General features: G+C 58.3%; 10 protein-coding genes. 7 read left to right on the top strand and 3 right to left on the bottom strand.

Annotation, left to right across the window (positions count from 1 at the left end; all coding sequences use genetic code 11):
- Positions 1 to 42 precede the first annotated feature (42 nt).
- The 5 genes from proW to HB680_RS15840 all read left to right on the top strand — a co-directional run bounded on the left by proW (position 43) and on the right by HB680_RS15840 (position 5,793).
- Complete coding sequence (gene proW, locus HB680_RS15860) at positions 43 to 1,008, top strand: glycine betaine/L-proline ABC transporter permease ProW (RefSeq protein ID WP_213939564.1); 966 nt, start codon at positions 43 to 45, stop codon at positions 1,006 to 1,008.
- A gap of 65 nt (positions 1,009 to 1,073) precedes the next feature.
- On the top strand, positions 1,074 to 2,117 hold the full coding sequence (proX, locus tag HB680_RS15855; protein WP_213939563.1) for a glycine betaine/L-proline ABC transporter substrate-binding protein ProX: 1,044 nt from the start codon (positions 1,074 to 1,076) through the stop codon (positions 2,115 to 2,117).
- 86 nt (positions 2,118 to 2,203) lie between these two features.
- Positions 2,204 to 3,553: an MmgE/PrpD family protein gene (locus HB680_RS15850; protein WP_213939562.1), complete on the top strand. Its 1,350-nt coding sequence runs from the start codon at positions 2,204 to 2,206 to the stop codon at positions 3,551 to 3,553.
- 5 nt (positions 3,554 to 3,558) lie between these two features.
- The gene (locus tag HB680_RS15845; RefSeq protein WP_213939561.1) at positions 3,559 to 4,593 is read left to right on the top strand and encodes a GlxA family transcriptional regulator; all 1,035 of its coding nucleotides are present in this window, start codon (positions 3,559 to 3,561) and stop codon (positions 4,591 to 4,593) included.
- Positions 4,594 to 4,641: 48 nt separating this feature from the next.
- Positions 4,642 to 5,793, top strand: a complete 1,152-nt coding sequence (locus HB680_RS15840) for an MFS transporter (RefSeq protein ID WP_213939560.1) — start codon at positions 4,642 to 4,644, stop codon at positions 5,791 to 5,793.
- A 121-nt stretch (positions 5,794 to 5,914) separates the two neighbouring features.
- Here HB680_RS15840 and HB680_RS15835 read toward each other — a convergent pair whose 3' ends face one another.
- The 3 genes from HB680_RS15835 to HB680_RS15825 form a co-directional block, all read right to left on the bottom strand.
- Positions 5,915 to 7,150 carry a saccharopine dehydrogenase family protein gene (locus HB680_RS15835; protein WP_213939559.1) on the bottom strand — a complete coding sequence of 412 codons (1,236 nt, stop codon included), beginning with the start codon at positions 7,148 to 7,150 and terminating at the stop codon, positions 5,915 to 5,917.
- A 29-nt stretch (positions 7,151 to 7,179) separates the two neighbouring features.
- The gene (gene nspC, locus HB680_RS15830) at positions 7,180 to 8,277 is read right to left on the bottom strand and encodes a carboxynorspermidine decarboxylase (protein ID WP_213939558.1); all 1,098 of its coding nucleotides are present in this window, start codon (positions 8,275 to 8,277) and stop codon (positions 7,180 to 7,182) included.
- A gap of 353 nt (positions 8,278 to 8,630) precedes the next feature.
- A complete protein-coding gene (locus HB680_RS15825; protein WP_213939557.1) occupies positions 8,631 to 9,275 on the bottom strand; it encodes a dTMP kinase in 645 nt (214 codons plus the stop codon).
- A 208-nt stretch (positions 9,276 to 9,483) separates the two neighbouring features.
- On the opposite strand from HB680_RS15825, the gene potE reads away from it, so the two are divergent.
- Both potE and HB680_RS15815 read left to right on the top strand, forming a co-directional pair.
- Entirely contained in the window at positions 9,484 to 10,893 is a 1,410-nt protein-coding gene (potE, locus tag HB680_RS15820; protein ID WP_213939556.1) for a putrescine-ornithine antiporter, read from the top strand.
- Entirely contained in the window at positions 10,890 to 13,175 is a 2,286-nt protein-coding gene (locus HB680_RS15815) for an Orn/Lys/Arg decarboxylase N-terminal domain-containing protein (RefSeq protein ID WP_213939555.1), read from the top strand. Before potE ends, HB680_RS15815 begins: the two co-directional genes overlap by 4 nt.
- Positions 13,176 to 13,191: the final 16 nt, after the last annotated feature.

The following is a 13,191-nucleotide window of genomic DNA, read 5'->3' as shown; positions in this document are numbered from 1 at the left end:
CTACTCGCTGGCTTGCCAGGCTCGGATATTCAGGTGATTAGCATGAACGAATTCAGTTTTCTCGACCCGTTTCAATCCATCAACGTCCCTTTGGGCCAATGGGTAGAAATTGCCCTGAATTATCTGGTCCACAACTTCCGCGAGATCTTTCGCTCGATTAGATGGCCGATCGACCAAGTCCTAAATGGTATCCAGTACGGGTTGTTGGCTATTCCCCCGTCCATATTCATTATTATCGCGACGCTCTTTGGCTGGCAGGTCGGCGGAAGAAAAATAGGCATTCTTTGCTTCGTCACCCTCACGTTATTAGGCGTTATCGGCGTATGGAATGACGCCATGATTACCCTCGCTCTGGTGCTTACTTCGCTGTTTTTCTGTGCGGTTATTGGCATACCGCTGGGTGTTTTGTGCGCTCGGAGTGACCGACTGGAGATGCTGCTGCGCCCGGTCCTCGATGCCATGCAAACCCTGCCTGCTTTTGTTTATCTGGTGCCCGTGGTGATGCTGTTCGGGATTGGCAACGTGCCCGGCGTACTGGTCACGATCATCTTTTCGGTGGCGCCACTGGTAAGGCTCACCAATCTGGGAATCCGGCAAGTGCCGGAAGATAAGGTCGAGGCCGCCCGGGCGTTCGGATGCACGCCCTACCAAATGCTGAAGCGCGTTCAACTGCCTTTGGCTGCACCGACGATCATGGCGGGTTTGAACCAGGCGTTGATGTTGTCACTGTCGATGGTGGTGATCGCCTCGATGATTTCGGTGGGCGGGCTGGGAATGATGGTGCTTCGCGGGATTGGCCGACTTGACATGGGCTTGGCCACCGTCGGCGGCTTGGGCCTGGTCTTGCTGGCGATCTTCCTTGATCGCCTGACTCAAGCGATGGGCGAGCGCAGTAACCGGGCAACCCAGGGTGAGCACTGGTACCAGACAGGCCCTGCAGGTTTCGTATATCGCCTGAAAAGAAAAACTCCTAGTACAAAAATAGTGGTGAGCCCCAAAGAAAGTTAACTCGCTTAGCGGCGCGTCGTGAACCAAAAAATGCCAGCTCCTTAATCCACATCAGGTAAACGATAATGAAATTCACAACCTGCGCACTCAAACAAAATCTTATTCGTTCCGTGGCACTTCTAGCATTAGCGGTATCACCTGTTTTCGCCTCCGCCGCGACAGCGCAACAGCCTGGCAAAGGGGTTTCCATCACCCCCATTTTTCCGTCAATCGCCGAAGAGCGCTTTCGCGGCGAGATTGCCATGGCGGGCCTGAAAGAGCTGGGCTACAACGTTCAGGCGCCGAAGGAGACCGAATACTCAACCATGTTTGTCGCGCTCTCCAGTGGCGATGCCGACTTCACCGTCCATATGTGGGAAAAACTGCATGAGTCGTTCTACGACAAGGCCGGCGGCGACGACACGATGGTTAAATCCGGCGATATCATGCCGGGGGTATTGCAGGGCTACATGATCGATAAAAAAACCGCGGATGAGCACAACATCAAGTCGCTCGAAGACTTGCAGAAACCCGAGATTGCCAAGTTGTTCGATGGCGACGGTGACGGTAAGGCCGACCTGACGGGTTGCAACCCTGGCTGGGGCTGTGAACTGATCATTGCCCACCAGATGAAAGCGTATGGCCTGACCAAGACCGTTTCCAATAACCAGGGCTCCTACTTTGCGCTGATGGCCGACACCATTGCCCGTTACAAGCAAGGCAAGTCCATCCTCTATTACACCTGGGTGCCTCAGTGGATTTCCGGTGTATTGGTCGAGGGTAAAGACGTTGTCTGGCTGACCGTGCCGCGTACCGATCTTCCGAGTGGTAAAAATGATACCAACACCACATTCAACGGCAAAAACCTGGGTTTCCCGGTCGACACGGTCAAGGCTGTGCTGAACAAAGAGTTTGCCGAAAAGAACCCAGTGGCCACCAAGTTCTTGTCTGAAATGCAAATCACCACCGATGATGAAAGCGCACAAAACCTGAAAATGCACAACGGCGAAAAAAGTGCCGCGGACATTACCCGGCATGCCGCGGAATGGATCGCCGCGCATCGTGCGGCCTACGATAGTTGGTTAGCCGATGCACGCTCCGCTGCCAATACAGCCACCGCACAAAAATAGTTTCCTCGCTTAAAGCAACCTGAAAAGTTGCCCTCGATCGGGCAACTTTTTATCTATCGCGGCATTCATCCTTCAGGAATCTTGCAATGCAGTTGTATTCGTTCGTCCAGAATTTCAGTTACAAGGACGCGCCCCTGCATACACGCGAGCTGGTTAAAACGTGCCTGCTCGACATTATTGGCGTGGCCGCCGGCGCTCGCGACAACCAAACCAGCGTGATGCTCAAAACCTACGCGGACACCCACTACAGCGCCAACAAGTTGTCCAGCCGCCTCTGGTTCGACGGGCGAGCCGTGCATCCATTGGGCGCGGCGTACGCGGGTGGTTTTTGCGTCGATAGCCTGGATGCCCATGAAGGTCACTTCACCTCCAAGGGGCATGCGGGTGCAACCGTTGTCCCGGCGATTATTGCCTTGGTGGACGCGTATCTTCGTCAAGGTCAGGACATCAGCGGCGAGGAGTTCTTCAGCGCCCTGTGCATCGGCTACGAAACCGGTTTGCGTGCGGGCCAGGCCCTGATGGCCACGGCCCCGGAATATCATGCCTCTGGGGCCTTTTCCGGGATCGGGGTGGTTTGCGCCGGCGCCCGTCTGCTCAAGCTGGATGAAGCGACGTTCCGACATGCGCTGGGGATCGCGGAATACTTTGGCCCGCGGTGCCCGATGATGCGCCTGGTGAGCTTTCCAACGATGTTGCGCGATGCCCACGGCGCCGGTGCCTATGCCGGGCTGAACGCATTGCTGATGGCACAGTTGGGTGTCACTGGCGCCCCAGCCGCCACGGTCGAGCCTTCAGAGGTTTCCGCGTTCTGGCAGGACATCGGAACCCGCTGGGAGATCGACGAACAATATTTCAAACCGTGGCCGGTCTGTCGCTGGGCGCAACCGGCCCTCACGGCCATGACCGATTTGATGCGCGCGCATCCCGTGATCACGGCTGAGTTGATCGAGAGCATCGATGTCGAAACATTCCATGAGTCGGTGTGCTTGCAGGGGCATTTTCCGAAGAATGCAGACGAGGCTCAGTACGCACTGGCGTTCCCGCTGGCAGCCTTGATCGTTCGCGGCAGGCTGGGCCCGAAAGAGGTCACTGGCGATTCGATTCATGCGCCAGACATCTTGAGCATCAGCGCGAAAATAACCCTTCATGAAGCACCTGATCTGTCCGCCCGGTTCCCGGAAGAAATACTCTCCCGCGTCAGCGTTACCCTGAAAGATGGCACGCGTCTGACGAGCCCGACCGCGACGGCCAAGGGCGACCCCGGCAACCCGATGTCGAGTGCCGAACTCATAACCAAATACCATTTACTGGCGGATGACAGCCTGGGCACCCCACTCAGCCATGCCATCAAACACAGTGTTGAAACACTGCCCGAACGCGACGACTGCCACGCTTTCCTTGAGTTGTTGCTGTCCGCCGCAAAAACCGCGGTCTAGATGGCATGCCATTCGTATTCGAGAGCGTGCTCAAAGACAAAAACAGGGGGTATGCCTGCGCCACGGAGAAACCAATAAAGCCGCAGGCGGTGACCCATGTCGCGTTCGTGCTGCTGAACCATTTCTCGATGATGTCGTTCACCGGCGCCATCGATGCGCTGGTGACCGCCAACCTGATGAGCGAGGCGCCGACGTTCGAGGTGTTGACGGTCGGCATCAGGAGCCGTCTGGTCATGAGCGACCTGGGCATCGCCATTTCAGCCGACCTGGAGCTGTCCCAATTACCCGAGCGTATTGACGTGCTGATCGTCGCCGGTGGTTTGCGAGTGAAGCTGATCAGCGACCCACTCTTACGGCGCAAGCTGCGTAACGCCGCCTCGCTCGGAGCGACCATGGGCGGGTTGTGGAACGGCGCATTTTTTCTGGCGGACGCGCAATTGATGGACGGTGTCGAGTGTGCCTTCCATCCCGATGGGCGCGCGATGATGGAAGATGTTTTCCCCAAGGTGCGAGTCTCCTGTCGAACCCACGTCATCGACAGAAACCGCATCACCTGCGCCGGCGCCAGCAGCTCGTTACGCATGATGCTGGAACTCATCAGCGCCAGACACGGCCTGTCGCTGACCCACGCGGTCGAGGAAATACTCAGTTGCGATCAAACGTCTGAAGTGTCGGGGATCTCGACGGTCATGCTTGACTCTGACCCTACCCTGCCGCAAACCCTGAAGCTCGCATTGGAGCTGATGCAAAAGAACATTGAAGAGCCGCTGTCGATCGATGAACTGGCCGGGTGTGTGAACATTTCCCGGCGACAACTGGAGCGTCGCTTCTGCCGCTTTGTGGGCGCCACGCCCACACGCTATTACCTTGAGCTGCGCTTGACCCGAGCGCGACAACTTATTCTGCAGAGCAATCGGCCGATCACGGATATCGCGATTGCGACCGGTTTCTGTAGTTTTGCCAACTTTCATATGCGCTTTCGCGACTTCTTTGGCGTCGCGCCCAGTAGCTATAGAGCGACGTATGAGCGCAGGCGCTAAGGTTTCCGAAACCCTGGCCGGCATGATCGATAAGGATGACCGAGCACTATGAATGCGACATCACCGGTGTTGATTTCCACGGCCAACCACAGCGAGCGAATGTCCACGCGCATCGCCTTTCTTATCGCGGGCTTGCTCATGTCCGCATGGGCGCCCCTGGTGCCATTGGTCAAAGCACGTGCGGGCCTGGACGATGGCAGCCTGGGGTTGCTGCTGCTGGGCCTGGGCGGCGGCTCTATCGTGGCCATGCCCTTCGCCGGGTATCTGACGGCACGCCATGGATGCCGTCCGGTCGTCATCTGGGCGACGCTGGTCTTGTGTGCCGTGTTCGTGCTGTTGAGCACGGTGGCGTGGCTACCGGGTCTGGTCATCACCGTGATTATTTTCGGCGCCAGCATGGGCATGCTCGATTGCGCCATGAACATCCAGTCCGTCATCGTCGAGAAAAACAGTGGCCAGGCGCTTCAGTCCGGCTTCCATGGCCTTTACAGCGTCGGAGGCATTGTGGGTGCCGGGGCGATGACCGTGTTCCTGACACTCGGACTGGGTCCATTGATAGCGGCGCTGTGTATTGTTTTCATCGTTTTGGGATCGCTGTACAAGGCTGCACCGGCGTTGCTGACCTATGGCACTGAACAGGGCGGGCCCTTGTTCGCGGTGCCCAGGGGGATCGTGCTGTTGTTAGGGACGCTGTGTTTCATCGTCTTCCTCACGGAAGGCGCCATGCTCGACTGGAGCGCGGTGTTCCTCATCTCGAACCGGGGACTGGAGCCGAGCATCGCCGGCCTGGGCTACGCGTCCTTCGCCGCAGCGATGACGGTGGGCCGTCTGACAGGCGACTCGATCGTCAGCAAACTCGGCGGCGTGCGCGTGGTTGCGCTGGGCGGACTCTGCGCAGCCGTCGGCATGCTCGTGTCGCTGGGTACCGATAGCTGGCCTGCGTCCTTGATTGGCTACGCCCTGGTCGGGGCAGGCTGCTCGAACATTGTCCCGGTGATCTTTACCGCTATCGGACGGCAGCAGCGTATGCCCCAAGCGGTGGCCATCCCTGCGGTCATCTCGATGGGTTACGCGGGGATTCTGATCGGCCCTGTATTTATCGGGGCGGTCGCGCATCTGAGCAGTTTGCCATTCGCGTTGGGCGGTTTGATCTTTCTACTGGTGTTTGTCAGCGCGACGGCCCGATTGATTCGTCATTGATCCACCGACAAGGCGCGCCCTGCCCCGCTGATGCGCAAACCAAAACGCCGCTCAAAGAGCGGCGTTTTTGTGTCTGGAGCAAGCTTGGAGACTCACCTGCAGGCAGGGAGTCTCAGCGGTTTCAGCTCCAGGGACGGTCTCCATTCTCGTCCTTGATGCGAGTCGGCAGGCCCATTACGTCCAGCGCCTTGAGGAACGGCTCAGCCGGCAGTTCCTCGACGTTGACCATACGCTGCACATCCCACTCGCCACGGGCAACCAACAGGGCTGCGGCGACTGGCGGCACGCCTGCGGTGTAGGAAATGCCCTGACTGTCGGTTTCCGCGTAGGCGTCTTCATGATCGGCCACGTTGTAGATGAACACTTCGCGAGGCTGGCCATCCTTGGTGCCCTTGACCAGGTCGCCGATGCAGGTCTTGCCGGTGTAACCCGGCGCCAGCGAACTCGGATCAGGCAGCACGGCCTTCACCACTTTCAACGGCACAACCTCCAGGCCTTCGGCGGTCTTGACCGGTTGCTCGGAGAGCAGGCCAAGGTTCCTGAGTACGGTGAACACATTGATGTAGTGCTCGCCAAAGCTCATCCAGAAACGCACGTTGGGCACGTCGAGGTTCTTCGACAGCGAGTGCACTTCATCGTGGCCGGTCAGGTACAGGTTCTGTGCCCCTACGACCGGCAGATCGTCGGTGCGTTTGACTTCGAACATGGTGTTGCTGGTCCACTGACTGTTCTGCCAGCTCCACACCTGTCCGGTGAACTCGCGGAAATTGATTTCCGGGTCGAAATTGGTGGCGAAATACTTGCCATGGGAACCGGCGTTGACGTCGAGAATGTCGATCGAATCAATGCGGTCAAAATACTGTTGCTGCGCCAGCGCCGCATAGGCGTTGACCACACCCGGGTCGAAGCCCACACCGAGAATGGCGGTGATGTTCTTCTCTTTGCACTCCTCAAGGTGGTTCCACTCGTAGTTGCCGTACCAGGGCGGCGTCTCGCAAACCTTGCCCGGCTCTTCGTGAATAGCGGTGTCGAGGTAAGCCACGCCGGTATCGATGCAGGCACGCAGCACCGACATGTTTAGGAAGGAGGAGCCGACGTTGATGACAATCTGCGATCCGGTTTCACGGATCAGCGCCTTGGTCGCTTCGACATCCATGGCGTCCAGCGAGAAAGCCTTGATGTCGGCGGGCACTTTGAGGCTACCCTTGGCCTTGACGCTGTCGATGATGGCCTGGCATTTGGAGATGTTGCGCGACGCGATAGCAATACGACCGAGTTCGTCGTTGTGCTGCGCGCACTTGTGGGCCACCACCTTGGCGACACCTCCTGCACCAATGATAAGAACATTCTTTTTCAATTGCTTGAGCTCTCCTTTATCTGTCCGCTTTACGAAAGGCTGGACAGGTAGTCTTGGTAACCAAATTCACGAACCACTTCGACTGTACCGTCGAGTTGTTTCACCACGATGGACGGCATTTTCAGACCGTTAAACCAGTTTTTCTTGACCATGGTGTAACCGGCGGTGTCGATAAACGACAGACGGTCACCGATGGCCAACGGACGGTCAAATTGATACTCGCCGAAGATGTCCCCGGCCAGGCACGATTTGCCGCATACCATGTAGGTGTGCTCACCCTCGCTCGGCGCCAGTTTGGCATTCAGGCGATAGATCAGCAGGTCAAGCAGGTGGGCTTCGATGGAGCTGTCCACCACGGCGAGGTTTTTGCCGTTGTAGAGCGTGTCGAGCACGGTGACTTCCAGCGAGGCGCTGTTGGTGATCGCCGCTTCGCCCGGCTCCAGGTAGACCTGCACGCCGTACTTTTGCGAAAACGCCTTGAGCCGCGCGCAGAACGCGTCGATTGCGTAGCCTTCACCGGTGAAGTGAATGCCGCCACCGAGGCTGACCCAGTTGACCTTGTGCAACAGTTCGCCGAAGCGTTCTTCGATGGTGCTGAGCATCTGGTCGAACAGGCCGAAGTCGCCGTTCTCGCAGTTGTTGTGGAACATGAAACCGGAGATCTGGTCGATAACGCCGTCGATCTTCACCGGGTCCCATTCGCCCAGACGGCTGAACGGGCGCGCCGGATCGGCCAGCAGGTAATCGGAGCTGCTCACTTGCGGATTGACCCGCAGGCCGCGGATCTTGCCTTCGGAACGCTCGGCAAAGCGTTGCAGTTGGCTGATGGAGTTGAAGATGATCTTGTCGCAGTTGTCGAGCATCTCCTCGATCTCATCGTCGGCCCAGGCCACGCTGTAGGCGTGCGCTTCACCTTCGAACTTCTCGCGGCCGAGCTTGAGCTCGTAGAGCGACGACGACGTGGTGCCGTCCATGTATTGCTGCATCAGGTCGAACACCGACCAGGTGGCGAAGCACTTGAGCGCCAGCAGGGCCTTGGCCCCGGATTTTTCGCGGACATAAGCGATCTTCTGCATGTTCGCCAGCAGCTTTTGTTTGTCGATAAGGTAGTACGGGGTTTTGATCATTTCGAGGCCTCCGGCAAGGCCAGCCAAAAAAGGATGCGCATTGTGCCCTCGCTGACGACATATCGAAAGAGCAGAAGTTACAGTTCACAGAGTGATGCGAGTGCTCAGAGCGTCATTTACTGCCTGTGACGCGTAACACACGGATATAAAAGCGAAGGCATTCAGCTTTAGACAAGGCTGGGCCGCGTCCTTGATTGGCCGCGGTGCTGGAGGCTCAAGTGCTCTGACGATTCGAATGTGGCGTTACATGACGTTGTAGGTGTAGTTGAAGATTAACCGGCTTACGTGATGGAAAGGTGCGCCGCCAGATCGCCCTGGAAACACGCCGTTTAACGTGAGTCGAGCTCCGGAATTCAAGGATCCACCTGGACCGTTACGCGGCTTTCTCTTCGAAGGGCTCTATAGATCTCAGAAACCACCAGCATCGTTGCCTCTTCAATCGTTCCTTCATTACGGCATAAAACCCAGCCGTGATCTGCAATCGCTTGCTCGAACGCCGTGGTACAAGCGACATGTTCTTCCAGCTTGTGCATCACAGTACTGCTCAGCCCACGCCGTCGTGCCGCTGCCCTCGCCCATGAAATATCAGGGGCGGTGACAATCCCGACATGCAGGTCTGGCACTTGCACGTTCCGGTCAATGTTCAACTGCAGAATCTCTGCAAACGGGACTATCCGGCGAAACGCGGCATCAGACGGGTACCAGCGATCGATCAGGATGATGCTGTCTGGTGGCTGTTTAGTCAGCACGTGCCGGGAAATCCAGGAACGGCTATCAGCAAAGCGCTCACAAACCTCCAACTCCAAATCCCGGGAGGGATTTCTGACGAGTTGGTTAACGAGGGCCATTGTGTCACCCCGATAGGGATCGCTTTTACTCTCGCTAAGTCGGATTACCTTTTTATTGTCGGCCCTCAATGCTTTCGTAACGGCTTCCAACAGTGTGGTTTTACCGGTTCCCTTGGGACCATCCAGAGAAATAAACAGCGGACGATTCATTCTTCACATAACGATTGATTTACGGTTTTTATTGCCCGGCTCGTTCGCTGAAGCCGCTTGGCGCGACGACGCGAATCGAGTGGAGGCCCTTTTAACAGACTCGATGAACACTCTAACGTAATTCGCCATTGAACCTTCCCACTCCTTGCAGCCTCTGCATCCTTTGCTATATCTAAAACTCCCCAACCCAACTTAATGAGGCAACGGAATGTCAGTCGCGAAGAAAATGAGTGTGGGGCAACTGACGATGTTGACGGCCGTCAACATGTTGGGCTCCGGCATTGTGCTGCTACCCACCAAACTCGCCGAAGTCGGCGCCATTTCCATTCTTTCCTGGCTGATTACGGCCACTGGTTCGCTGGCTCTGGCGTATGCCTTTGCCCGTTGCGGGATGCTCAGTCGCAAGACCGGCGGCATGGGTGGTTATGCCGAATACACCTTCGGTAAAGCCGGTAACTACCTGACCAACTACACCTATGGTGTGTCGCTGTTGATTGCCAATGTGGCGATCAGCATTACGGCGGTTGGCTACATTCAGGTGCTGTTCGACGTGAAACTGGATTCACTGCAAGTGGGCCTCGCGACGATTGCGTTGCTATGGGTCACCACCTTCGCCAACTTCGGTGGCGCGCGGATTACCGGGCGGATCGGCGCGGTGACTGTCTGGGGTGTCATCGCTCCGGTGGTTCTGGTGTCGACAATCGGCTGGTTCTGGTTTGACAGCAGTGTCTACGCCGCTGGCTGGAACCCCCACGACAAGGGCTGGTTCGAAGCCGCCGGTGCTTCGGTGGCGATAACCTTGTGGGCATTTCTCGGGCTGGAATCGGCGTGCGCCAACACAGACGCCGTGGAAAACCCCGAGAAGAACGTACCGATCGCCGTGCTCGGCGGCACCCTGGGTGCGGCAGTCATCTACATTGTTTCAACCAATGTCATCGCCGGCATCGTCTCCAACCCGGAACTGGCCTCCTCCACGGCCCCGTTCGGGCTGGTGTTCGCCAAGATGTTCACCCCTCTGATCGGCGATATCGTGATGGCGGCGATGATTCTGGCCTGCATCGGCTCGCTGCTCGGTTGGCAATTCACCATTGCCCAGGTGTTCAAAAGCTCGGCGGACACCGGCTACTTCCTGCCGATCTTCGCCAAAGCCAACAAGGCCGGCACGCCGATTGTCGGCATGTTGATTCTCCTCGCCGGCCAGACCGCGTTGGGCCTGCTCACCATCAGCCCGGACCTGAGCAAGCAGTTCGACACCCTCGTCAACCTGGCGGTGGTGACCAACCTGGTGCCGTACATCCTGTCCATGGCGGCGCTGGCAACGATGCAGAAAGTCTCCAACGTGCCGGCCGGCAAGGCTTTGGCCACCAACATCATTGCCTGGGTGGCGGCGGCGTACAGCTATCTGGCGCTCTACAGTTCCGGCGAGCAAGCGCTGATGCTCGGCGGCGTCGCGACGATCTTCGGCTACACGCTGTTCGGCTTCGTCAATAACCGTCTGATCCGTCTCGAAGCACTCAATAACAGCGTGCCGACCCAGACCGTCAGTGCGCAGCACATCACGGGCGAGCCGGTGCCGGTCAACCACTTGCAATCCGCCACTTTGGAGCCTCAATCATGACGGAATATAGACAAACCCTCGGGATGCTCACGCTGTTGGTGAGCAACCCGCCGGACAAACGCACCGTCTTCGGTCGCGCCCTGGATCAGTTGATCCATGATGTGGAAGAACGTGCGGTCAACGTCATCGCCTCGGAAAGCCTGAGCGACGCCACCTCGATCCTGCGTTCCGATTCCGCCATTCAATGCGTGCTGCTCAGCTGGGAAATGGACAAAAGCGAAAGCCACGAGGAATGCATCAAACTGTTGGTCAGCCTGCGCGAACGCAATACCCGCGTCCCGGTGTTCCTGATCAGCGACCGCAGCACCGCGTCGAGTATCCCGCTGGTGGTCATGCAACACGCCGACGACTTTATCTGGCTGCCCGAGGACACCAGTCGCTTCCTCAGCGGCCGCATCCTGGCCGCCATCGAACGCTATCGCCAAGCCGCGCTGCCACCGATGTTCGGTGCGCTGGTGAAATTTGCCCGAACCTACGAATACTCATGGCACACCCCGGGTCATGCCGGCGGCACGGCGTTCCTGAAAAGCACCGCCGGCCGCGCGTTCTACGAATTCTTCGGGGAAAACCTGCTGCGCTCCGACCTGTCGATCTCGGTCGGCGAACTCGGTTCGCTGCTCGATCACAGCGGCCCGATCGGCCAGGGCGAGCGCTACGCCGCCAAGGTCTTCGGCGCCCACCGCACCTATTACGTCACCAATGGTTCGTCGACGTCCAACCGCGTCATCCTGATGGCCAGCGTCACACGCAATCAGGTTGCCCTGTGCGACCGCAATTGCCACAAGTCCGCCGAACACGCGATGACCTTGTCCGGCGCCATTCCGACGTACCTGGTACCGACCCGCAACCGCTACGGCATCATCGGCCCGATTCTGCCGCAAACCCTGAGCGCCGAGGGCGTGAAAGCCGCCATCGCCAACAACCCGTTGGTCAAGGACGGGATCGACCCGACGCCGATTCACGCGATCATCACCAACTCCACCTACGACGGCCTGACCTACAACGTCACCCGCGTCGAGGAACTGTTGGGCCAGAGCGTCGACCGTCTGCATTTCGATGAAGCCTGGTACGGCTACGCGCGGTTCAACCCGTTGTATCGAGAGCGCTTCGCCATGCACGGCAGCCCGGACGATCACGACGCTACGAAACCGACGGTGTTCGCCACCCAGTCGACCCACAAACTGCTGGCCGCCCTCTCTCAGGCTTCGATGATTCACGTGCGCAACGGCCGCAACCCCATCGAACACGGGCGTTTCAACGAGTCGTTCATGATGCACGCCTCGACCTCGCCCAACTACGCGATCATGGCCTCGTGCGACGTCAGTTCGGCCATGATGGAAGCCCCGAGCGGTCAGATCCTCACCAGCGAGTCCATCGAAGAAGCCGTCTCGTTCCGCCAGGTCATCTCGCGCATGCACAACGAGATGCTGAGCAAGAACGATTGGTTCTTCACCTGCTGGCAGCCGCCGACCGTGCAAGTGGGCAACGCCACGGTGCCGTTCCATGAAGTCGATCCGGTCCTGCTGAAAACCGAGCCGAACTGCTGGGTCCTGCACCCGAACGAGGTGTGGCACGGTTTCGGCGACATCGAGGACGGCTATTGCATGCTGGACCCGATCAAGGTCTCGGTGCTCAGCCCCGGCATGGGCGATGACGGTAATCTGCTCGATTCGGGTATCCCGGCCTGTGTGCTCACGGCGTACCTCGGTCGCCAGGGCATCGTGGTCGAGAAAACCACTGACTTCACCATCCTGTTCCTGTTCTCGATCGGCATCACCAAAGGCAAATGGGGCACCCTGGTCAACGCCCTCCTCGACTTCAAGCGCGATTACGACGACAACGTCGAACTGGAACTGTGCCTGCCGGACCTGCTGGCCGCCAATCAGACACGATACGCGGGCATGGGCCTCAAGGACCTGGCCGACGACATCTTCGCCGCCATGAAGAAACACAAGACCACCGCCAACATGGCCCAGGCCTTCGGCATGCTGCCCAAAGCCGAATTCAGCCCGGTGGAGGCCTACGAAAAACTGGTGCGCAATGACATCGAGCGGGTCACCCTGGAAGAAGCCGCCGGGCGCATCGTCGCCACCGGCATCGTGCCGTATCCACCCGGCATTCCATTGTTAATGCCGGGCGAGAACGCCGGGCCTGCGGACGGGCCGTTGCTGGCGTATCTCAAGGCTCTGGAGGCTTTCGACAAATCCTTCCCCGGTTTCACCCACGACACCCATGGGATCGAAAGCGAGGCCGGGGTTTATACCTTGCTGGTGTTGAAGTGAGGTAAGCGGGCTCGGT

Source organism: Pseudomonas sp. dw_612 (genome assembly GCF_018449725.1).
GTDB lineage: Bacteria > Pseudomonadota > Gammaproteobacteria > Pseudomonadales > Pseudomonadaceae > Aquipseudomonas.
The sequence above is the reverse complement of the archived record's forward strand: the minus strand, read 5'-3'. Positions and strand labels throughout refer to the sequence as shown.

Coding starts and splice junctions, on each gene's coding strand:
- proW (WP_213939564.1), top strand. CDS start 43: ATGAACGAATTCAGTTTTCTCGACCCGTTTCAATCCATCAACGTCCCT.
- proX (WP_213939563.1), top strand. CDS start 1,074: ATGAAATTCACAACCTGCGCACTCAAACAAAATCTTATTCGTTCCGTG.
- HB680_RS15850 (WP_213939562.1), top strand. CDS start 2,204: ATGCAGTTGTATTCGTTCGTCCAGAATTTCAGTTACAAGGACGCGCCC.
- HB680_RS15845 (WP_213939561.1), top strand. CDS start 3,559: ATGCCATTCGTATTCGAGAGCGTGCTCAAAGACAAAAACAGGGGGTAT.
- HB680_RS15840 (WP_213939560.1), top strand. CDS start 4,642: ATGAATGCGACATCACCGGTGTTGATTTCCACGGCCAACCACAGCGAG.
- nspC (WP_213939558.1), bottom strand. CDS start 8,277: ATGATCAAAACCCCGTACTACCTTATCGACAAACAAAAGCTGCTGGCG.
- HB680_RS15825 (WP_213939557.1), bottom strand. CDS start 9,275: ATGAATCGTCCGCTGTTTATTTCTCTGGATGGTCCCAAGGGAACCGGT.
- potE (WP_213939556.1), top strand. CDS start 9,484: ATGTCAGTCGCGAAGAAAATGAGTGTGGGGCAACTGACGATGTTGACG.
- HB680_RS15815 (WP_213939555.1), top strand. CDS start 10,890: ATGACGGAATATAGACAAACCCTCGGGATGCTCACGCTGTTGGTGAGC.